The 21,255-nt window shown below is 33.5% G+C and carries 20 protein-coding genes and 1 pseudogene; 3 read left to right on the forward strand and 18 right to left on the reverse strand.

Annotated features, from left to right (window positions below):
* Positions 1-6 precede the first annotated feature (6 nt).
* Positions 7-1,458, reverse strand: a complete 1,452-nt coding sequence (locus tag U472_RS11180) for a nickel-dependent hydrogenase large subunit (RefSeq protein ID WP_068718484.1) — start codon at positions 1,456-1,458, stop codon at positions 7-9.
* Entirely contained in the window at positions 1,412-2,365 is a 954-nt protein-coding gene (locus tag U472_RS11185) for a hydrogenase small subunit (protein WP_068718486.1), read from the reverse strand. Before U472_RS11185 ends, U472_RS11180 begins: the two co-directional genes overlap by 47 nt.
* A gap of 99 nt (positions 2,366-2,464) precedes the next feature.
* Here U472_RS11185 and U472_RS11190 point away from each other — a divergent pair, with 99 nt between their 5' ends.
* A complete protein-coding gene (locus tag U472_RS11190) occupies positions 2,465-2,896 on the forward strand; it encodes a hydrogenase maturation protease (RefSeq protein ID WP_281201110.1) in 432 nt (143 codons plus the stop codon).
* A gap of 26 nt (positions 2,897-2,922) precedes the next feature.
* Here U472_RS11190 and U472_RS11195 read toward each other — a convergent pair whose 3' ends face one another.
* The 11 genes from U472_RS11195 to U472_RS11245 form a co-directional block, all read right to left on the reverse strand.
* Complete coding sequence (locus tag U472_RS11195) at positions 2,923-3,591, reverse strand: deoxynucleoside kinase (RefSeq protein WP_342672729.1); 669 nt, start codon at positions 3,589-3,591, stop codon at positions 2,923-2,925.
* Positions 3,592-4,011: 420 nt separating this feature from the next.
* Entirely contained in the window at positions 4,012-4,908 is an 897-nt protein-coding gene (locus U472_RS11200; RefSeq protein ID WP_068718491.1) for a YegS/Rv2252/BmrU family lipid kinase, read from the reverse strand.
* Positions 4,909-5,317: 409 nt separating this feature from the next.
* Positions 5,318-6,184 carry a nuclease-related domain-containing protein gene (locus U472_RS11205; protein ID WP_068718494.1) on the reverse strand — a complete coding sequence of 289 codons (867 nt, stop codon included), beginning with the start codon at positions 6,182-6,184 and terminating at the stop codon, positions 5,318-5,320.
* Positions 6,185-6,377: 193 nt separating this feature from the next.
* A complete protein-coding gene (locus U472_RS11210; protein ID WP_068718496.1) occupies positions 6,378-6,692 on the reverse strand; it encodes a carbohydrate-binding protein in 315 nt (104 codons plus the stop codon).
* 100 nt (positions 6,693-6,792) lie between these two features.
* Positions 6,793-7,080, reverse strand: coding sequence for a carbohydrate-binding protein (locus tag U472_RS11215; RefSeq protein WP_068718498.1), 288 nt, complete (start codon positions 7,078-7,080; stop codon positions 6,793-6,795).
* 117 nt (positions 7,081-7,197) lie between these two features.
* Complete coding sequence (locus tag U472_RS11220; protein WP_245684789.1) at positions 7,198-7,488, reverse strand: carbohydrate-binding protein; 291 nt, start codon at positions 7,486-7,488, stop codon at positions 7,198-7,200.
* A 523-nt stretch (positions 7,489-8,011) separates the two neighbouring features.
* Entirely contained in the window at positions 8,012-8,305 is a 294-nt protein-coding gene (locus U472_RS11225; RefSeq protein ID WP_068718500.1) for a carbohydrate-binding protein, read from the reverse strand.
* A 378-nt stretch (positions 8,306-8,683) separates the two neighbouring features.
* On the reverse strand, positions 8,684-11,260 hold the full coding sequence (gene clpB / locus U472_RS11230) for an ATP-dependent chaperone ClpB (protein WP_068718502.1): 2,577 nt from the start codon (positions 11,258-11,260) through the stop codon (positions 8,684-8,686).
* 101 nt (positions 11,261-11,361) lie between these two features.
* Positions 11,362-11,799, reverse strand: coding sequence for an Hsp20/alpha crystallin family protein (locus U472_RS11235; RefSeq protein ID WP_068718504.1), 438 nt, complete (start codon positions 11,797-11,799; stop codon positions 11,362-11,364).
* A 217-nt stretch (positions 11,800-12,016) separates the two neighbouring features.
* Complete coding sequence (gene asnS, locus U472_RS11240) at positions 12,017-13,414, reverse strand: asparagine--tRNA ligase (protein ID WP_068718506.1); 1,398 nt, start codon at positions 13,412-13,414, stop codon at positions 12,017-12,019.
* A gap of 234 nt (positions 13,415-13,648) precedes the next feature.
* Entirely contained in the window at positions 13,649-14,218 is a 570-nt protein-coding gene (locus U472_RS11245) for a hypothetical protein (protein ID WP_068718508.1), read from the reverse strand.
* 273 nt (positions 14,219-14,491) lie between these two features.
* On the opposite strand from U472_RS11245, the gene U472_RS11250 reads away from it, so the two are divergent.
* Positions 14,492-15,193: a hypothetical protein gene (locus tag U472_RS11250; RefSeq protein WP_068718510.1), complete on the forward strand. Its 702-nt coding sequence runs from the start codon at positions 14,492-14,494 to the stop codon at positions 15,191-15,193.
* 29 nt (positions 15,194-15,222) lie between these two features.
* Here the strand turns inward: U472_RS11250 and U472_RS11255 are convergent, their stop codons facing one another.
* The 5 genes and pseudogenes from U472_RS11255 to U472_RS11275 all read right to left on the reverse strand — a co-directional run bounded on the left by U472_RS11255 (position 15,223) and on the right by U472_RS11275 (position 20,551).
* A complete protein-coding gene (locus U472_RS11255; protein WP_068718512.1) occupies positions 15,223-16,827 on the reverse strand; it encodes an NAD(P)/FAD-dependent oxidoreductase in 1,605 nt (534 codons plus the stop codon).
* Between the two features lie 117 nt (positions 16,828-16,944).
* Positions 16,945-17,741 (reverse strand): annotated as a pseudogene (locus U472_RS11260) (metallophosphoesterase).
* Positions 17,742-18,180: 439 nt separating this feature from the next.
* Positions 18,181-18,429, reverse strand: a complete 249-nt coding sequence (locus U472_RS11265; RefSeq protein WP_068718514.1) for a hypothetical protein — start codon at positions 18,427-18,429, stop codon at positions 18,181-18,183.
* Between the two features lie 114 nt (positions 18,430-18,543).
* Complete coding sequence (locus U472_RS11270) at positions 18,544-19,761, reverse strand: divergent polysaccharide deacetylase family protein (protein ID WP_245684790.1); 1,218 nt, start codon at positions 19,759-19,761, stop codon at positions 18,544-18,546.
* Between the two features lie 52 nt (positions 19,762-19,813).
* The gene (locus U472_RS11275; protein ID WP_068718518.1) at positions 19,814-20,551 is read right to left on the reverse strand and encodes an N-acetylmuramoyl-L-alanine amidase family protein; all 738 of its coding nucleotides are present in this window, start codon (positions 20,549-20,551) and stop codon (positions 19,814-19,816) included.
* Between the two features lie 177 nt (positions 20,552-20,728).
* Between U472_RS11275 and U472_RS11280 the strand changes: the two genes are divergently transcribed.
* Entirely contained in the window at positions 20,729-21,196 is a 468-nt protein-coding gene (locus U472_RS11280; RefSeq protein ID WP_068718520.1) for a CBO0543 family protein, read from the forward strand.
* Positions 21,197-21,255 lie beyond the last annotated feature (59 nt).

The following is a 21,255-nucleotide window of genomic DNA, read 5'->3' on the forward strand; positions in this document are numbered from 1 at the left end:
CTACCTTTAAAAAACTACCTTATCCTTAAGATTTCCTTCAACATCAAGTACATGGGTAGCACAGGACATACAAGGATCAAAGGAACGGATAATCCTACCTAAGATAGTGTATAGATCTCCAGGATAACGTAGCTTAGTTCCTACCATCGCATTTTCAACAGGTCCTAAATTCCCATAGGCATCTTTAGGCGAGAAATTCCAAACTGTGGGAGTAATAATATTATACTTAATTATCTCTTTATCACTAATTTTGGCACTATGGAGTAAGCCTCCCCTCATAGCATCATTAGTAGCTATTACTTCATCTTTTATTGGCTTCTTGTTCTGCTTGATGGGTGCTTTATTACTAGGCTTTAATTTCAATAACCACTCCTCCATCAATTCAGTAATTAATAAGGTCTCTAAAGCTCTGGCCATAATTCTATCCATTGTAGAGATCCCGCCTTTATAGAGTCCATTAATGATTAATCTAGCCAAAGGACCAGTCTCAAACTGCTCTCCTCCATACTTGACCGTCTTAATCCAGCTGTAGGCACTCTCCTTTAAGGGCTTAGGCTCTAACTCTCCATCATAGTTATTATCGACCTCCCCTTCAAACCATGAGTTAACAATCCCTTCATTGATTAAATCAATATCTATCTCAGTTAACTGGTTACCCTTAAGAGCTCCACCCTTCCAAAGATACTTCTCATTCCTCTCACCAAACCTCCATAGTCCAAAAGATAATAGACGACAGGGGGTTACCCCTACCTCAAAATAATCGCTATAAACTCTAGAGATTAATTTAACATCTGCTAGCATGGTTTCACTGACAAAGTAATGAACCTTAGCAAGTAGAGCTAAGGCTGTATTAATCTTATCAATTGTTGGAGCTACAGCCACTCCTCCATGTAGAAAACTATGCTGGTGAGGAGCCTTTCCACCAAATAAGGCTAAAATCTGATGGCTTTGCTGGGCCGCCTTGATTGATTCAAAATAATTTGCTACCAATCTTTGATTATCACTAGGACTTAAACGAGCATCAAGGAGGTTCTGCCCATGAAAAGGAGGTCGATTGGGCATCTTTACATAATCAGGGAGACTAAATAGATAAAACTGTCTAATATGATTTTGCAAAAAATCTGCTCCATACATAATATTCCTTAGGTATTGAGCATTCTCGGAAATCCGATTTCCATATAGCTCATCTAATAGGTAGCTTCCAATAGCCCCATGAGCTAAAGAACAGATTCCACAGACCCGCTGAGTCATATACACAGCATCAGTGACCTTTCTACTTTTCATAATCCATTCAAAACCTCTAAACATTGTACTACTAGCATCTGCATCTATCACTTGATTTCTATCAATGGTTACCTTGACCGATAAGATACCACTTAAGCGAGTAACAGGGCTGAAAACTATCTTCTTCCTACTCACCTTCTCCACCTCGCTGACCTCTTTTTCCAAGTTCTTCATTTCTCTTCTCAGGTAGAGGTGTAAAAAAAGGTGTTGAACCATCGGGAAAGTCTGGGTTGGTACATCCAATACAAGGAGTATTAGCCTCTATTGGCCAGCTTTCATTAATCCATTGGCGATAAGGGCAATCGGCATAGGTCTTTGGTCCCACACAACCTTGACTGAACATACATTCAATATCACCTAAAGATTCAGCAAAATTGCCTCGATCAAAATAGGATCGTCGCTGACAATGGCGATGAATCGTATATCCATAAAATAAGGTCGGTCTCCCCAATTCATCTACCTCTGGTTGACCATACATCAATAGATGGGCTAAAGTCCCCACAAACCACTCTGCATTAACTGGACAACCACTCACCTTAATTATCTCTCTATCTAATACCTCACTAACTGCGACACCACCAGTAATATTAGGTTTAGCTGCTGATGGTCCTCCAAAGCTAGCACAAGTTCCTATTGTTACCACATACTTTGCCAATCCTCCTAACCATTTAACTACTTCCAAAGCAGTAATCTTTTCTCTTTCAGTTTCAATAACTATATTATATAAACCATTAGCTTTAGTAGGAATTGCCCCTTCTACTACTAAAGTAAACTCCCCTTTCTGATATCTAGCAACTCTATTTAAAATATCTACAGCATCTCTTCCCTGTGCTGCCATAAAGGTATTACTATATAGCAAATCAATCATCTCATCAAAGACTTGCCCTAAATATGGGTAGCTAGTATTCATAAAAGAAATATTATTATCACCACTATCACTAGTTTCTAACCACAGCACAGGTAATTTATCATTATCTTTAGCTCTATAACCTTTAACAGAGGATAGGATATGCTGACTAAGTCCATAGTCTTGATTATCTCTTAATCGATAACACTCCTTAACAAACTGCTCTCTTCTCATATTCTCACCCTTTAAAATATATCTTTAGCTAATAATATGTTTTAATTAGCATAAATATTAAATATGAACAATTCAAAATATAAGGTTTTAATAGTTGCTATGGGAAATTTAATCATGTCTGATGATGGTGTAGGAATACATGTGCTTAGGGAGTTGCAAAAAGGAAATTTAGCGGAAGATATATTACTCTTAGAAGTAGGTACTTCACCACTTAATTATCTAGAAGAGATAAGCCAATCAGAAAAGGTAATTATAATCGATGCTATGAGAGGAGGTGCCACAGCTGGGAGTATCTATCGCTTAACAGAGGATAATATTAAATTTAATAGTAATAATACTAGAGATTTTCATGGATATACTTTATTAAATGTAGTTGAGTTGGCTAGAGAGCTAACAGATTTACCTATAAATTTGATTATCTATGGAGTAGAACCTAAAAGTTTAGACTTAGGTGAAAAACTATCCCCAGATATAAAGAAATCAATCCCCACTTTAATCAATCTAATAATAAAAGAGGCTAGGGAACTTTAGCCCGTAGCCTCTTTTATTATTAGATTTTACCCTATAGCCTCAGCCTTCTTTAATTCTGCTAACTTTCTATCAATCATAAATAGAACCTCTTTAGCATCCTTTTGCTTAGTTACATCATATCTATCAGCATCAATGACAAGTATCTCTGATGCATCATAGTGATTAAATACCCAGTCATCATACTTTGAATGTAGATTTCTCATATAATCCTCCAACTCTGGATTATGGTCAAATTGTTCAAAATCTCGTCCCCGTTTCTGAATTCTATCTTCTATTGTTTTAAAGGATGCTTGTAAATATATAAATAAATCCGGGGATTTTTTAGGCATATCTTCTAACTCTTCCATCATATTATTTAACAAATCGATATAACAGTCAAATTCTGCCTCACTCATATTCCCTTCTTCATAATTAATTCTAGCAAATAGCGCATCTTCATAGATACTACGATCTAATACATTATTTCTATCAATTAAAGCCTCTTTAATTGATTTAAACCTCTTATTTAGAAAATAAATCTGTAAAGCAAAAGCCCACCTCTTCTTATTATGATAAAATTTGTCCAATAAAGGGTTGTCATCTACACTCTCATAAAAAACATTACTATCCAAATGATCAGCTATCATCTCTGCATATGTTGTCTTTCCTACTCCTATCATTCCACCTAGTACAATCACATAATTTCCCCCTTCAATCATTTCCTACAGCCCCTTCTACATCTAAAACTATTGACTTAAGTTAATAGTCTTTATAAGTATCCTTATTCCCTTTTATCCAACTTTAATCTTAAGTTAATCAATCCCTAAACAAATAAAAATCCCTTATATCAAGGGATAATTTATAATAATTTAGTTGGAAATCCATTTAAATACCAAATCATCTGTGTTCTTAGTAAATATTTTTAGTATTTCTCAATTTTTGATATTTAGTAATAACAGATATCTTCTTTCCTCTAATACTATATTACATTATAACAAAAAATTCAACAAAAATAAAAAAGAGAGGAAAGAAAGATACCCTCAATTTAATAAAATATTAGTATAGAATAACAACTGACAGATAACTAATAGGAACCTTTTTTCGTCACTTATTACTCATTCATATCTCAATATCTATCAAAGATTAGCAAAAACACTCAATTTTCTTGGTTCTAAAGATATCTCCAAAGGTAAATGAGGACCCTTCTCACCATCAACATCAGAAAAGTGGGGATCATAGGTACTATCGGTACATTCAACCTTAAAGTAATTATCCTGTAAATAGATAATATTCTTATCATTTAAATGCTCACCTTGGAGTATCTTAACAAATAAAGCTGCAATCTCATGTAAAGGTCTTGCTTTAACAGCTACAAACTCTAAAAGTCCATCATCTATGGTAGCCATAGGGGCTAGCTTATTAAACCCTCCTGCACCTTGACTATTTAAGATTAAAAATAGATAGACCTCTTCTTCTATTTTCTCTTCTTTAGTAGTAATCTTCAGAGGAATGGGCTTTAATTTAGGCAATTGCTCAATACCCTTTAAGTAATAAGCCATCTTACCAAGGGTATTCTTAAATTTTCTATCAATCTCATGGGAGACAGTTGATAGTAGACCTCCTGCACAGACATTGATAAAGTATCTATCATTTACCTTTCCTATATCTACTTCTTTGATATTCCCTTTCAGTATAGTATCAAAACATTCCCTAAATTCAAAGGGCATATTCAAATGAGCTGCAAAATCATTTGCAGTCCCAGCAGGCACAATCCCTAATGGAATATCTATATTATCCTCTAGCATCTTATTAATTACCTCATTGACAGTGCCATCACCACCAGCAGCTACTATAGTATCATATTCATCTTCAACAATATTCTCTAAACCTATAGGGATATCCCCTGGTTTTAAACTTCTAAATACATTTACCTCATACCCTGCTCTTTGAAATCTATCGATAAAATCATCTAAAAAATTAGGAAACCTCCTATTCCCTGACATAGGATTATAAAGTAATTTAACCTTCTTCATAACTTAACAGCCACCACCTTACCTTATAATATTAATATTATATTTATTACTAAAGTTCTTAGACTAGATAATCCTCTTTAATAAAATAACTTCTTTTTATAACTATAAATGGGATTAACCATCGACTCTATCTTAATATTCTCTAGAAGCTAAAATATTCCTCTAAGACAATCATCCTAATTCTCTTTAAAATTATCACAATTATCTTAACCTCTAAATAGTTTACCAAAACAAAAGGGGATTATCGATTCTAGATTAAAATTTAAAGAGTTCTATTATTTTTTGAGAATACCTGCTTCATTCAAATATATGAGAACTTAATAAAATAAATATTTCTCTTAACAAAAGCCATCATAACCAGAAAGGTATCTCTGGTTATGATGGCTAATTATCACTTTCTAAGCTTTAATCATAATAAATTATACTTTCTTAAAACCTCATTATTTATATTCTTCTCAACAGCAAGTAATGATTTAGAATGTAGCTCTAATAGATAATCTATTAACTTCTGCTGTTCTTTCTCTGAGATTATTTCCTCATTTCCTTGCTCCTTACTCTTAATCCAATAAAGAGAATCATATAGATTATCAAAAATAGGAAACCTCCCCTTATCTGGGAGATTAAAGTTAGAATTAAGCTCAAGGTTAACTACTACATTGTAGATTCTAATCTTTTTATCAAAAATAAGGTTGTAGACTAATTCCTCTACTGCTTCTACATTACCTTGATTGCTTTTATATGGATTGAAAATCCTTTTATCTTTACCAAAGTTCCAATACTCCATACCAACCATCCCACCTATTATCCCTGAAGCTTTCATAATCTTAATTACATAAATATGATTTAAACCAAAGATAATAGTATCAATCTGTTGTAAGTAATTATCACTACAGGGTAGGTAAACATTATTCAAGACTTTAAACTTATCATTGCCCAATATATCCATTAAATTTTCTTTAAACCTTTTATCTAATTTATCTTCCCTCTCTTTAAACTCTACATTCTTATGATATGTATGATACTTATATACCTTAGGTCCTATAACCCATAAAGCAACTATAAATAACAACATAAATGAAATAGCCCCATATAATGAATAATTATAATAAGGGGTATACCTGTAATAATAATCTGCTATAGCCACTGAACCCAATGACATTAATATAACTCCAATCAAAAATTTTCTAAGCCTTCTTTTCTTTCCAATCACTTGATTGACCTTGTTAAAATAATCAGTCTGATTATCCTGCTTTTTATCCTTGATTAATATAGCCATACTTCTCCTCCTACAAAACTCTTCTTAATTACCCTTATGAAATCTAAGTAATTAAATTGATAATTTTTTAATTTTTAATATCAAATTATATCTATTGATAGTATATATCAAATGTTCTAGAATAATCAAGCCAAAACTATTAATAAAAAAACCTTCGATTCTTAAGAATCGAAGGTAGAGATTGTGAGTTCTATTATACTAAACTTTGCCCATGGACTATAGTATAAGTCCAGTTCTTCCCATTATTGTTATCCCAATTATCGGCACAATCCTTAAAGCAGAAATTAAACTTCTCAAACTCTGCTGGAACTTCTAATTCTGCTGTCCAAGCACCTTTACTATAATTCATCTCTATATCATTTATATCTTCCCAAATACCTCCCTGCCTAGTAAGACCAGCATGTAAATAAAGCTGATTGGCACCACTTTTAGCAAGTAATCCATTATAATCTATGCTCACTCTCTGCCCTGCCCTAACAGGAAATGGCTCAATTTTTATCTCTTCCACTAAAAATCCCCCTTTAGATTTATTCACTTTTTAATTTATCTAATTCCAAACTCAATTAATAAGATGTAAATCTTACTATAAACTCTTAATTACTATTAATTTAAAAGATATTATAGCTCCAATTATAACCATTATTGTTGTCCCAATTATCTGCAGAGTCCTTAAAACAGAAGTCGAAGGTCTCCCCTTCTTGAACTTGTAAATTAGCTGTCCAAATACCAGATCGATTCTCCATCTTAATATCAGAAATATTACTCCATTGGTGTTGCTTAGCTACGCCAGCATGAAGATAGATCTCTTCTGCACCACTTTTAGCAAGTAAACCACTATAGGTTACTTTTACTATATCTCCTGCACTGATTGGTTGTGGATCTACTCTAACTTCCATCTAGATGCCTCCTTTTTAATTACTAGTAAATTACTTTAATTTAAGCTTAATTCTCTCTTAATAGTCTTAAGCAAAATCCTTCGATTCTAAGAACCAAAGGATAACCTAAGCTATTAATTATATGATTGTATAACTCCAATTACGCCCATTATTATTATCCCAATTATCAGCAGAATCTTTAAAGCAGAACTTTAATTTTACAGGCTCTTTTAACTCTACATTAACTACCCAGTCATTCTCTTCTTTATTCATCTTGATATTCTGTACATTGGTCCAATCATATTCATAGGCAAGTCCAGTATGGAGATAGACCTGATCTGCTCCACTTTTAGCTAGTAATCCATTATAACGTACCTCTATTACATCTCCATTATGCATTGGTAAGGGTCTAACTCTTACTTCATCCACTACTGCATCCCCTCCTTAATTATTATCACAGTTTTAATTTATGTATTTTTCATTATTTTTATAATGATTTTTAGTATTTATTTTATTTATTGCTATTATTCCATTAAATTTATTGATTTATTTTTGGTAATTTTTTTTAACATTTTATTTCTATAGTAAAGAATTATATCAGTTACTACCATCAAAGTATTGATTAGATAGAGATAAACCACTGAATCAAAACTATAAAGTAGCTTATGTACTATTCCTGATAAATATCCAACAAAAATGATATATAAAAATACTACACTCTTTCCTGAATTAGCTTTTGATTTATAAGACTTGTAAATAGATACTCTCCAAAAGCTAGTAACATTATAACTTCAAAGATACTCACTTTTCTCTTCCTTCTTTATTATTTTTAGCTTAAACTTAATCTGATATCCATTTTTTATTATATATCTATAGTTATACAATTACCAGAATAATAAAATAAGGGGCTTAGACAGTTGTCTAAGCCCCTTATCAAAAGAATTAATAAATCTTATTTAAATATCTTATAACTCCAGTTATCCCCATTATTATTATCCCAATGCTCAGCAGAATCCTTAAAACAGAAGTTCAATCTATTATCATGATCTTCTACTCTAATATCTGCTATCCAATTACCTTCATTATGTTTCATAGCGATATCTGTTACATAATTCCATTTGTCACCATAACCCAATCCAGCATGTAAGTAAATTTGTTCAGTATCAGCTGTATTGAGTACTCCATTATATTTAACTCTGATTTTATTTCCATTATTACTAGGTAAAGGATGTACTATTATACCCATAATGTTCCTCCTTATTATTCTGCTTTTCTTCTTAATTTGTACTAATTTGTAATATTTATTATTGAGATAATAGATAGATAATACGACACTTTTTTAGTTAAAAATTAAGTTCAAAACCTCACACCTCACCCCTTAATCCCCCTACGAGTAATACAGTTCAATTACTCTTCGTACACAACCAGTCTCTCCTTAATTAATGAAAGGGGAAACTCTTTCTCTTTTACTTTTCTCCCTTCTCCTAAGAGTAGGAGAAGGGTTGGGGATGAGGTGTGAAAAGTGTCGTAATATACCCATTAACCATCAATATTGAACTTCAACTAGTAGAATATATTAATTCATAGAAAAGACCGAGGATATCCTCGGTCTTTTCTATGAATATCATTTTTTACTAACAATAAACTCACCATCATAGTCTACCACAACCTTATCACCTTCATCAATATCACCTTCTAAGAGCTTTAATGCTAGCTTATCTTTGATGTATCTTTGAATAACTCGCTGTAAAGGTCTTGCTCCATAGGCAGGATCATAACCTAACTGAGCAATTTCTGCTTTTGCCTTGTCAGTCAATTCAAGCTCCAAACTCTGCTTTGCTAGCTTCTCTGCTAAATATCCTAAATGAATATCAATAATCTCTTTAATATGCTCTTCATCTAAAGCATGGAAGATTATCTGTTCATCAATTCGGTTGATAAACTCTGGACGGAAATGAGCTTTGACAGCTTCTCTGACTTTATCCTCCATCATCTCTCGGTCATTAATATCTTGGATATACTGTGAACCGATATTTGAGGTCATAATAATTACTGTATTTCTAAAGTCAACCTCTTTGCCTTGACTATCAGTTAAGATACCATCATCTAAGACCTGTAATAGGATATTAAAGACATCTGGATGGGCCTTCTCCACCTCATCAAGTAAGACTACAGAATAAGGCTTTCTCCTAATCTTCTCTGTCAATTGACCTCCCTCTTCAAAACCAACATATCCTGGAGGAGAACCGATTAATTTAGCCACAGCATGACGTTCCATATACTCAGACATATCTAAACGAACTATGGCTTTTTCATCATCAAAGAGATATTCAGCTAAAGTCTTGGCTAACTCTGTCTTACCAACCCCTGTTGGTCCCATAAATAAGAAGGATCCTAAAGGACGGTCTTCATCTTGTAAGCCTGTACGGGAACGGCGAATTGCATTACTAACAGCTTCAATAGCATCAGTTTGACCGACTACCCTTCTACTTAACTCCTCCTCTAGATGGATCAACTTATGCTTCTCACCCTCCATTACTTTAGTTACAGGAATATCAGTCCAAGAAGCAATTATCTCAGCTATATCCTCAGAACTAACCTCTTCTTTCAATAGATTCCTCTCCTGTTTTAATCCTTGAGCTTTAGCATTTGCTTCTGCTAACTTCGTACTTAAATCATGTAATTTTCCATACTTTAAGCGAGCAGCCTTCTCATAATCAGCATCCCTTTCAGCTGCTTCTGCTTCTATTTTAGTCTCTTCTATCTCTTCCTTCAAATCCTGTATCCTTTGAATAATCTCCTTTTCATTAATCCATTTTGCCTTAAGAGGATTTATTTTATCCTTTAATTCTCCTATCTCTTCTTCAATATTCGTTAGTCGCTCTTTAGAGACAGAGTCCTCTTCTTTTCTTAAAGCCTCCTTCTCAATTTCTAGCCTTCTTAATTTACGGTCTAACTCATCAATTTCAGCAGGCATAGAGTCAATTTCTATTCTTAATTTAGAGGCAGCTTCGTCAACTAAATCTATCGCTTTATCTGGTAGGAAACGTTCTGTTAAGTATCTGTCAGAGAGCTTAGCAGCTGAAACAAGGGCATTGTCCTGAATCTTAACCCCATGATGAATTTCATATTTCTCTTTTAAACCCCTTAAGATAGAGATAGTATCTTCAACTGTAGGTTCATCAATTACAATCGGTTGGAATCTACGCTCTAAAGCAGCATCCTTCTCAATATGCTTCTTATATTCATTTAAGGTTGTAGCCCCGATACAGCGCAATTCTCCCCGAGCAAGGGCTGGCTTAAGTAAGTTAGCCGCATCCATTGCCCCTTCTGTAGCTCCAGCACCTACTAAGGTATGCATCTCATCAATAAATAGGATAATCTCTCCATTAGCCTTATTAACCTCTTTTAAAACACTCTTTAACCGTTCTTCAAATTCTCCTCGGTACTTAGCACCTGCTACTAATGAACCCATATCTAAAGAGATTACCCGTTTATCACGTAAGCCTTCGGGAATATCACCATTGATAATCCGTTGGGCTAACCCTTCTACAATAGCTGTCTTACCAACGCCAGGATCACCAATCAACACTGGGTTATTCTTACGCCGTCTAGATAAGACCTGCATAATCCTTCTAATCTTCTCATCACGCCCAATTACTGGATCTAACTTACCTTTACGTGCCAATTCAGTTAAATCTATCGTATAATTATCTAAAGCTCGATATTGACCTTCAGCACTTTGGCTAGTTATCTTCTCTCCCCCTCTAATCTCTTTGATTATACTTTGAATATTTTTTACAGTTAATTGATAACCTTTTAATAATTGAGCTGCTTTATCATTCTTTTCAGCTAAAATTGCCAGCAAGAAATGTTCTGTAGAAATATACTCATCATCAAGGTTCTCTGCCTCTTTTCTTGCCCTCCGTAGGGCTCTACTTAACTCCTGAGAGCTATATAGTTGAATATCATCAGAATAGACCTTAGGCAACCTCTCCATTAATTGTTGCAAATCTCCTTCTAGAGAATCTAAATCAACCTCTAACTTCTCTAATATCGGTCTGACTATTCCCTGATCTTGCTTCAGTAATGCCAGTAATAAATGAGCTGGATAAACCTCTTGGTTGTTATTATCCTCTGCTAAATGTTGAGCCTCTACTAAAGCCTCTTGAGCTTTAATTGTAAAGTTATCTGTCTTCATAAAATCACCCCATTTATATATAGATAGTGACAAGTTAAGAGTGACAAACAATCAGCTTTGAACTTAACTTGTCACTTATCACCCATCACTCTTTACTTACCTTAGTTGATATCAATTCTCTTTCTTCTAGGTTTCTCTTTCTCCAGTTTAGGTAAGTTAATTTCTAAAATTCCATTATTATATTCTGCCTTAATATTTTCGATATCAACATTATTGAATCTAAAGCTTCTCTGATAACTTCCTGTTCTTCTTTCACGATGTAGAAAATTATCCTTTTCCTCTTCAAAATTTTCTTCTTTATTTACTTTAATTGTTAAATAATCCTTCTCAGTTTCAATTATAATATTCTCCTTCTCTAACCCAGGCAATTCAGCTTCTAGAATGTAACTATCTTCTTTTTCTTTGATATCTGTTTTAAAGTTAACACCCTTCATATCCATAAAATCATTAAAGAAACTAGAGTGTGGAAAGTTAAAATACCTCTCCATCAAACCATTATTCTTATCTTGTCTTTTGTCAAAAGGCATTAGGTCAAACATTAATATCTACCTCCTCAATTAATTTTATAGTAATATTTTAACCACAATTACCTTTTGTTAATCGGATATTATTAAAAATACCCGCCTTATTATTAGCACTCACCTTCATCGAGTGCTAATAATATTATAAAAAAATATCTCTGATTTGTCAAGTAATAGTAATTAAAATACTAGGTCAAATGTAAAAAGGCGCCTTGTTGGCGCCTTTAATCAAATCTTAAAATTTAGCGTTACCTGGAGTTCGTGGGAAAGAGATTACATCACGAATATTCTTCATTCCCGAAATATACATTAATATCCTTTCAAAGCCTAAACCAAATCCAGAGTGAGGAACAGTACCATACTTTCTTAAGTCTAAGAACCAATCATACTTCTCTAATTCCATCCCATCCTCTTCCATCATCTCAACCAATACATCATAACGCTCTTCACGCTGACTTCCTCCTACAATCTCACCTACACCTGGTACTAGACAATCAACAGCCCTAACAGTCTTCTTATCATCATTTAATCTCATATAAAAAGCTTTGATATCCCTTGGATAATCTGTAACCATTACTGGCTTATTAAAATGCTCTTCTGTCAAATATCTCTCATGCTCTGTTTGTAAATCAATACCCCATTCTACCTCATAATCAAACTCTTTATCAGCTTCCTTTAAAATTTCTACAGCCTTAGTATAAGTAATCTGAGCAAAATCACTATTAATAATCTCTTTTAAATTTTCAATACGATTATCTTCAGCAATCCATCTGTCAAAGAAGGCCATCTCTTCTGCACACTCTTCTAAAGCATAGTTAAATAAATACTTCAAAAATTCTTCAATTACCTGCATATTCTCTTCCAAATCACAAAATGCCATCTCTGGCTCAATCATCCAAAACTCAGCAGCATGACGAGTGGTATTGGAGTTTTCTGCTCTAAAGGTAGGTCCAAAAGTATAAACATCACCTAAGGCAGTAGCTAAAACTTCTGCCTCTAACTGTCCACTAACAGTCAAACCCGTCTCATCATTGAAGAAGTCTTGGCTAAAGTCAACTTCACTTTTATCTGTTAAGGGGATCTTTGATAAATCAAAATTAGTCACTCTAAATAACTCTCCTGCCCCTTCAGTATCATTGGCAGTAATAATTGGGGTATGGATATAATTAAAGCCCCTCTCTTGAAAGAACTTATGTACAGCATATGACATCTTGCTTCTAAACCTATTCATTACACCAAAGGTATTGGTCCTTGGTCTTAAATGAGCAATCTCTCTTAAATATTCAAAGGAATGGCGCTTCTTTTGGAGTTCATAATCAGAAGGACAATCACCTATTATTTCAACCTTCTCTGCTTTCATCTCAACACTCTGCTCTCTACCTTCAACCTCTTCAAGGTATCCCACAACCTTCAAGCTAGTACCTGTATTAATCTCAGATAATACTTCAAATTCATCAGGATTTAAAATTACAACCTGTAGATTCTTTAATGTACTTCCATCATTAATTTCTATAAAGGCAATATTCTTAGATACCCTCTTGGTTCTAACCCAACCTAATACTGTTACGTCAGAGGTCTCTTTTACTCTTTTTGCTAAAATATCACTTACTTTCTCTCTTATAAAATAATCCATCTTAACCCTCCTCAATATTATCAAAAATTTCATATTTATATATTATTTTCTAAAGAATTAAAAACTCCTGCATAAAGTAATGAATATAATTTTCAATTATATCCTTATGATAACCAATCAAAATCAAATTATTATAAACCACATAAAAAAGTGTCAGTGTCAGTACAAGTGTGAAATAATATTGTTAAAGTCTCTCACACCTCACTAATCACTCACACTATTCCAATATCCACCTTAAAAATCTATCTTAATACCATAATTTACACCAGTAGCTGTACTAAACTCTTCATCATTACTAGCTACTACCTTAAATCCAATAACCCCTAGGATTCCTTCGGAAACCTCTCCACAAAATCCTAGCTCTCCATCAAATATAGTACTTGATCCAGCAATCATATCAAGATCTAAATATACTAGCTTCTCCTCAAGCTCCCGTTCAATAATAAAACCTGCCTTTAACCCTGATTTGCTGGAATCAGCCATAGTTCCACTTACCCCCCCTAGCTTAAAGGAATAATTAAATTTCTTTCTAGCATCCCTTTTACTTTGTGGAATAAACTGATACTCTAACTCAGCTATTGATTGTTTATCAGGCTGATCATAAGGTGCTATAATAGAGATACCATAACCGGTATACTTATCTACACCATAACCTAAATTTACTTGAATAAAATCACCTTCACCAGAGTGAAAATTGGTCATTTGAAACCTATAGACATCTGCTCCTAAATTTAAAGTTGAAGCCATTGTACTACTGCTTAGAATTAGTACAAATACTGCTAAAAATAAAATAATCTTCTTCATTTAAATACTCCTCCTAATCTCAAATTATAGCTAATATATCTATTCTATATTTAACATTTAATTTCCTGCTTTTATCAAATTTATGATTTTATAATCAATTTTATTATTATAAGAAGGATATCCTGATTAATTATAGAATACTATTAATTACAGAGCCAATAGCATGTCCATAGCATCTTTTCAGCAAATTGAGGATAATTATGTTCATAATAATTATAATATCAAGGTAATTTTTAACGTAAATTTGATGACATTACAGAAAGGGGATTTATCATGAACAAGAAATTAATTCTGTTATTAGCCTTTGCACTAATAATAATTTCTAGCAGTACTTCTTACGCAACCTTCACTACCGGAACTGGAAAACATACCTTTAAGTTAGAAACCTTTAAACCAGACCCAAAATACGATTTACAATCCTTTTTAGTAGGATTTGGAATTAATAGACAGTCATCTATTAATCTACGACTAACCGATACTGACGACAGTAGTCAAGCTTTAAACTACCTTGCTCCTTACTATTATCAAATGAAAGGTTCTAAGGATAATACTAGTACTGGGACTACTGACAATAATTTTTATGCTGTAGGTCCGATTTTAGAGGTTATGTATCAATACATACCTACCCATCCATTATTTGTTAATCCAGATTCATTGAATGCTTTACAGATTGGTTTAAGAAACTTACGTGGGGATAGCAAAGTAAGTTATGAAGACGACACTGCTAGTGAGCATGTAAATAGAACATATTTAATGATAGGATTACTAAGCCGTTCACGCTGGGAGAACTATAATGTCTTCTCAAATATGAATCTAACTACCGACCTTGCCCATAATAGTTGGGGCTTTGACGGACAAGTTGGTATAGAAGTTATCATCAAAGGAAACTTCAAAGCAGAAATTGGGTACAAGTATATGGGTACAACTTCTGGTTCAGCCAGTGGTGCTACTATTGCCTTAAAAGTAGATTATTAAAAACTTGGGATAAGAATCCCAAGTTTTTTTTATTTATTCTTTATTTCCCTATTATATTTACTAATAACTGCTTCAGCTACCCTAATACCATCTACTGCTGCTGACATAATTCCTCCAGCATAACCCGCTCCTTCTCCAGCAGGGTATAATCCACCAATATTACTCTCATACTCTCTACTTCTAATAATTCTAATTGGTGATGAACTTCTGGTCTCTACTCCAGTCATTACTGCATCATCCATAGCAAATCCTTTTAATTTCTCTCCTAGCTTAGGTAAGGCTTCTTTAATGGTCTCAACAACATACTCTGGAAGACACAGACTTAAATCTGTCATAGTCACCTCTGGAGCATAAGATGGCTTAACCTCTCCCCATTTATCAGAAGGTCGACTTGCTAAGAAATCCCCTACCAATTGGGCTGGAGCAGTATAATTTCTTCCTCCAACTTCAAAAGCTCTCTGCTCCCATCTCCGTTGGAACTCTACACCTGCCAAAGGGTGTTCACTACCAAAGTCTGCTGAATCTACACCTACCAATAAAGCACTGTTAGCATTTGCTTTATCTCTATTATATTCACTCATACCATTAGTAACTAACATTCCTGCTTCAGAAGCAGCAGCTACTACTTCTCCACCTGGGCACATGCAGAAGGTATAAGCCGCCCTACCATTTGAACATTGATGGGATAAACTATAATCGGCCACTCCCAGCTTAGGATGACCTGCAAATTGACCATATTGAGTCTGATCAATCAAGCCTTGAGGATGCTCTATTCTAACTCCAATAGAGAAAGACTTCTGCTTAATCTCAACACCCTTTTGATAGATCATTTTAAAGGTATCTCTAGCACTATGACCAATAGCCAAGATAACTATATCTGCTTGAATCTTCTCATTATCATTAACTATAACCCCTTTAACTTGATTATCTTCTATTAAAATCTCAGTAACCTTACTTTCAAAAAGAACCTCTCCACCTAAGGCTATAATCTTCTCCCTTATATTCTTAACTACACCTTGTAGTATATCTGTCCCTACATGCGCTTTATTCTTATACATAATCTCTGCAGGAGCACCAGCTTCAATCAACTCTGCTAATACCTTTCTACATCGTAAATCTTTAATTCGAGTAGTCAATTTACCATCAGAGAAGGTCCCTGCTCCCCCTTCACCAAACTGCACATTTGATTCAGGGTTTAATTCTCTACTCTTCCAAAAATTCTGAACATCTTTACTACGCTCTTCTACTATCTTTCCCCTCTCTAAGACTAGAGGATTATAGCCCATCTCTGCTAAGAGCAAAGCTGAAAATAGACCAGATGGACCTGTACCTATAACCACTGGACGGTGATTCAAGCCTCTATCTCCAATCTCTACATACTTATACTCCATGTCGGGACTCTTTTTAATCTTATTATCATTTAACCTATTTAAAATTACATCTTCTTCCTTTAATTGAACATCAACAGTATAGACAAAATAGACCTTGTCCCTCTTTCTAGCATCGATAGACTCTTTATAGATCTTATAATCGATTAATTCATTTTTACTTATTTTGAGCCTCTTTAATATCTCTTCTTCAATCTTGCTCTTATCCTCTTCAATTGATATCTTTATATCAGAAATACGAATCATAGTTATAGTTCCTTTCTATAATTTAATATTAATAAATTTAACATCAAACTTTTAATCATGGCTTACCTTAATATGATATAATTTTCTATTTTTCTTTGCAAGAGATATCATAATTTCTTAGTTCTTACTTTTTACTAACCTAACAACCATTACCTCAGGACGATTAAATAATCTTTGTGGAAATAGACTATTGCCTAACCCTCTACTGACAATCATTGTAGATTTCCCTTGTTGATATTTAACTGCTGAGTACTTAGGAAAGGAGCCCTGATTGGGTGCAAGAAGACCTCCAATAAAGGGAATTCTAAATTGACCCCCATGGGCATGTCCTGAAAATATCAAATCTACAACCTTATCACTATATAAACCAAAGAGTTCTGGGCTGTGGGCTAATAAGAGTCTAAACTTATCCTCATCACTTCCTCCTAAAGCCCTTTCTAAGTTATCCTCTGTACCTCTATCTACATTAAATATAGGATCATCTATTCCTACATTAATCATCTCTGCACTTCCCTCTGTGATAACCTTAGCCTCATTCCTTAAGACCTTTACTCCAGAACTCTTCAGCCTCTCTTCTAGAGAAGAAAACCTCCCTGATCTCCATTCGTGATTTCCTGTTACATAATAAACTGGTGATAATTTAACAATCTCTTCAACCAATTTCATACTTATCTCTTCATTATATCTTCTTGCATCAATTATATCACCATAAAGACAATTAAATCAGGGTGGTTCTCTTTGACTATCTTGACCAAGTACTTCTGATCTCTACCAAAAGATTTATCATGCAAATCCGATAGGTGAATTATCTTATACCCAGCAAATTCACTTGCTATCTTATCAGATTTAATCCCTATCTCTGATAAAGAGATTGAATTATTTTCAAAATATGAGATAACTGTCAATATCGATATTTAATAATTTGTCTATACTTATCATAATTAACCTCCCTATTTTTAATAATAGATTTATTGGTATTATGTCTTCTGCTAATAAAATTGATATAATATAAAGATATTGCGACACTTTTATAGTTAAAAATTAAGTTCAAAACCTCACACCTCACCCCCTTAATCCCCCTACGAGTAATACAGTTCAATTACTCTTCGTACACAACCAGTCTCTCCTTAACTAATGAGAGGGGAAACTCTTTCTCTTTTACTTTTCTCTCTTCTCCTAAGAGTAGGAGAAGGGTTGGGGATGAGGTGTGAAAAGTGTCGCAATATACCAATTAACAGCTACTCTCTATATTAAAACTTAACCAATAGACAATGTTAATATTATACTAAAGAATAAACAAAAAAGCTAACCACACTGGTCACAGGTATAAATTTGTTTAATTATATAAGCGATCTAATTCCTCTCAAAAATACATAGTTGATGATCATCAATATAATATATAATCTTATATATACAATCTATGGGAACATAGATTTTAACCCCTTTACCACTATCTAAGACAAGATAACAGTCATCGAATATTTGATCTATTACTCCTGTATATTTACAGCACTCTACTCCTGAGATTACTGTAACACAAACATCTCCTTTTTTCTGCAAAATCATTAATAATTCTAATAACTTTTCATCTCTAGGATGCATCTATAGTACCTCCTTTTTATGAGATACTATATAATATTTAAAGTTAATTATATCTGCTACTTAAATTTGAATATTATACTTAAAGTGACAAGTAATATCTTGTTTGGTTACTTATCACTTATTATTGATTAAACTGCTAATTCCTACAAACTCAACCCCAGATTCTTCAATGGGTTCCAATAAATTTTTTAAAACTAAAGCCGTCACATTTCCTCCATGGGGACCTACATGACCTATTCCTATAGCACTACCATAACGAATAGCTATGCCAGTTAGATTAAGCATAGCCTCTCTGATATATCCATAATCCTTCTTATGATCTAAGAATATATCCCTTTCTAAAACTTTAACACCTACATCTTCTCCTACTTGGGCTACTACAGTCTTAGGAGTTGTTCGACTATCTATAGCTATTAACCCCTTCTCTTTAGCTACCTCCAAAAGAATCCTCATCACCCTTTTATCAGCAGTTGCTTTACCACCAGTATGATTATTAAATCCAATAGCATTGGGAATATCTGCTATAGCCTCTTCCATCCTTAATCTGATCTCCTTATCAGATAAGGTAGTCATAATTGGTTTTACTCCCATCCAATTTGGTCTATCTAATTCAGACTCCATTGGTAGATGGATAATCACATCAAGTCCTAACTTCTGAGCATATTCCCCTTCTTCTGTAGAATCATCTTTAAAAGGGATGATAGCACAGGTAATCCTCTGCTTTAACTTTAGAATCTCATCGGTTCCTTCAGCCCTATTACCAAAGTCATCAATAATAATTGCTATCTTGGCATCATCCTTTCTTATCTTAATCGGTCTAATAATATCTAAATGAGATGATAATTTACCCTTATGACCACTAATCAAAAACTGTATATCCTCTACTCCTGATATATCAGCAAATAATTTCACTAAAGATTCAATAACTAAGAAGTGTTCAAAGACATTTAACTTGTAGATCTTATTTGATAGATTAAGATAAATCCTACCATCCTTATATCCAACATCACTTATCAAGCTGCTCTTATCAATATTTAACTTTGAAAATTGGCTTCCCTTTAAAAAAGTAACTACCCTCTCCTCCAAATCTCTACGCCTTAGATAGTTTTTATTATCTATCACACTAGCAACTAGATGGCTAATCTTAGAATACAACAAGAAGTTTCGTACTTTAACTCTCAATTGAGCTGAAATTCCCTTCTCTTGAGGAATCTCCATCAATCCCTTTGCCGCTAAGAGTTGATTACCTTCGATAAACAGAGTTATCATCACTGCAATAAGGAAGATAGGTAAAATAATATATTTGAGGTACCTTTTTTGAAACTCACTCACAATGACACCCCCTAACCCTTTAACCTATGATACTATTTTATTAACTTTAAGACTATTCTCCATCTAGAAATTGAAAAGTAGAGAAATACTCCTCTATTCCTTGATAGATTGCCTTTACTAAAAATCTTCGATAATTTACTTGTTGTAGTAAGTATCTATCCTGTTGGTTTGTAATAAACCCTACTTCAATTAAAACACCAGGAGTATTCTTTGCCTTTAAGATATAAAGATCCCTTCTCTTCTTAATTTGATGATTTTTATTCTTAATACCTTGATACTCTAACTGATTAAGATGCTTCTGCATTATCTTAGCTATTCTCTTATTTTGACGATGGCGTGGATAATAAAGAACAGTGGCCCCCCTCTGCCAAGTCTGACCAATACGATGATCAACATGTAGACTGATAAATAAATCTACTGCTTCTTGATTGATGATATCTAATCTAGCCCGCAAATCCCTTGTATGGCGACTACTTGAATACTTATTAAGATGATCTAGAGATATATCCTCTTCTCGAGTCATAATCACTCTAGTATTACTATTATTCTCTATGTAATCCCTTAATTCCAATCCTATAGCTAAATTAATATCTTTCTCTAAAACTCCTCCATGGCTAGTTCCACCATCTATTCCTCCATGACCTGGGTCTATGACTATTACCCTCTTTTGAGCAATCGGTTCTGTTGATAAAATGGTGTTACTCATATTTAATTTATTTGGCAGGAAGAAGATTATATAAATTAATAATAACACCAAATATATCTTATACCTCTCTATTCTAATGATCACTTTGCCACTTCCTTATTCCGTAAAATAATTCTTAATTTAAATTTATTCATTAAACAGCCATATTATCATAATTAAGCAAGGAATTTACTGAAAAGGATACTCCAAATTATATAGTATAATTTTTAACAGATTGAAAATAATAAAGTTTGATTCAAATATATTTGGTAGGTGAATCTTATGTTCTTTATAGGACGTTTTACTCTAGTCTGGATTATCTGGTTGATATTTGCTGACAAGAAACGATGGCGAGAGTTATTTCCAACAGCTATCTTTGCAGGGTTGCTTGGTTCAATTACTGATAATATCATGGATTTTTATAAGTTATGGGATTATAATGATAATATTATTGCAAAAGAACTTTTAGTAATCTTTGATGATTTAGGAATTTATATAGTTTCTACATACCTCTTTATCCAATGGCTACCTAAAGAAAAAAACTTTAAGAATCTTTTTAAATACATTTTAAGTTGGACAACCATTACCCTAAGTATTGAAGCTATTCATATCTATACAGGTCATATGTACCATTATAATTTTTGGAATCTTGGTTGGTCCTATTTAGCAGATTGGCTATTATTCTTCCTCTTTTATTTTTTCTATAAACAATTTCAGTTTGATAAACTTAATACCGTTACTAACTCATAGTCAGGCATTGAGGATTTAGGTGATATAGTATTTATATTAAATCGAAATGGAAAGATTAT

The organism is Orenia metallireducens (assembly GCF_001693735.1).
In the GTDB taxonomy this organism is placed as follows: domain Bacteria; phylum Bacillota; class Halanaerobiia; order Halobacteroidales; family Halobacteroidaceae; genus Orenia; species Orenia metallireducens.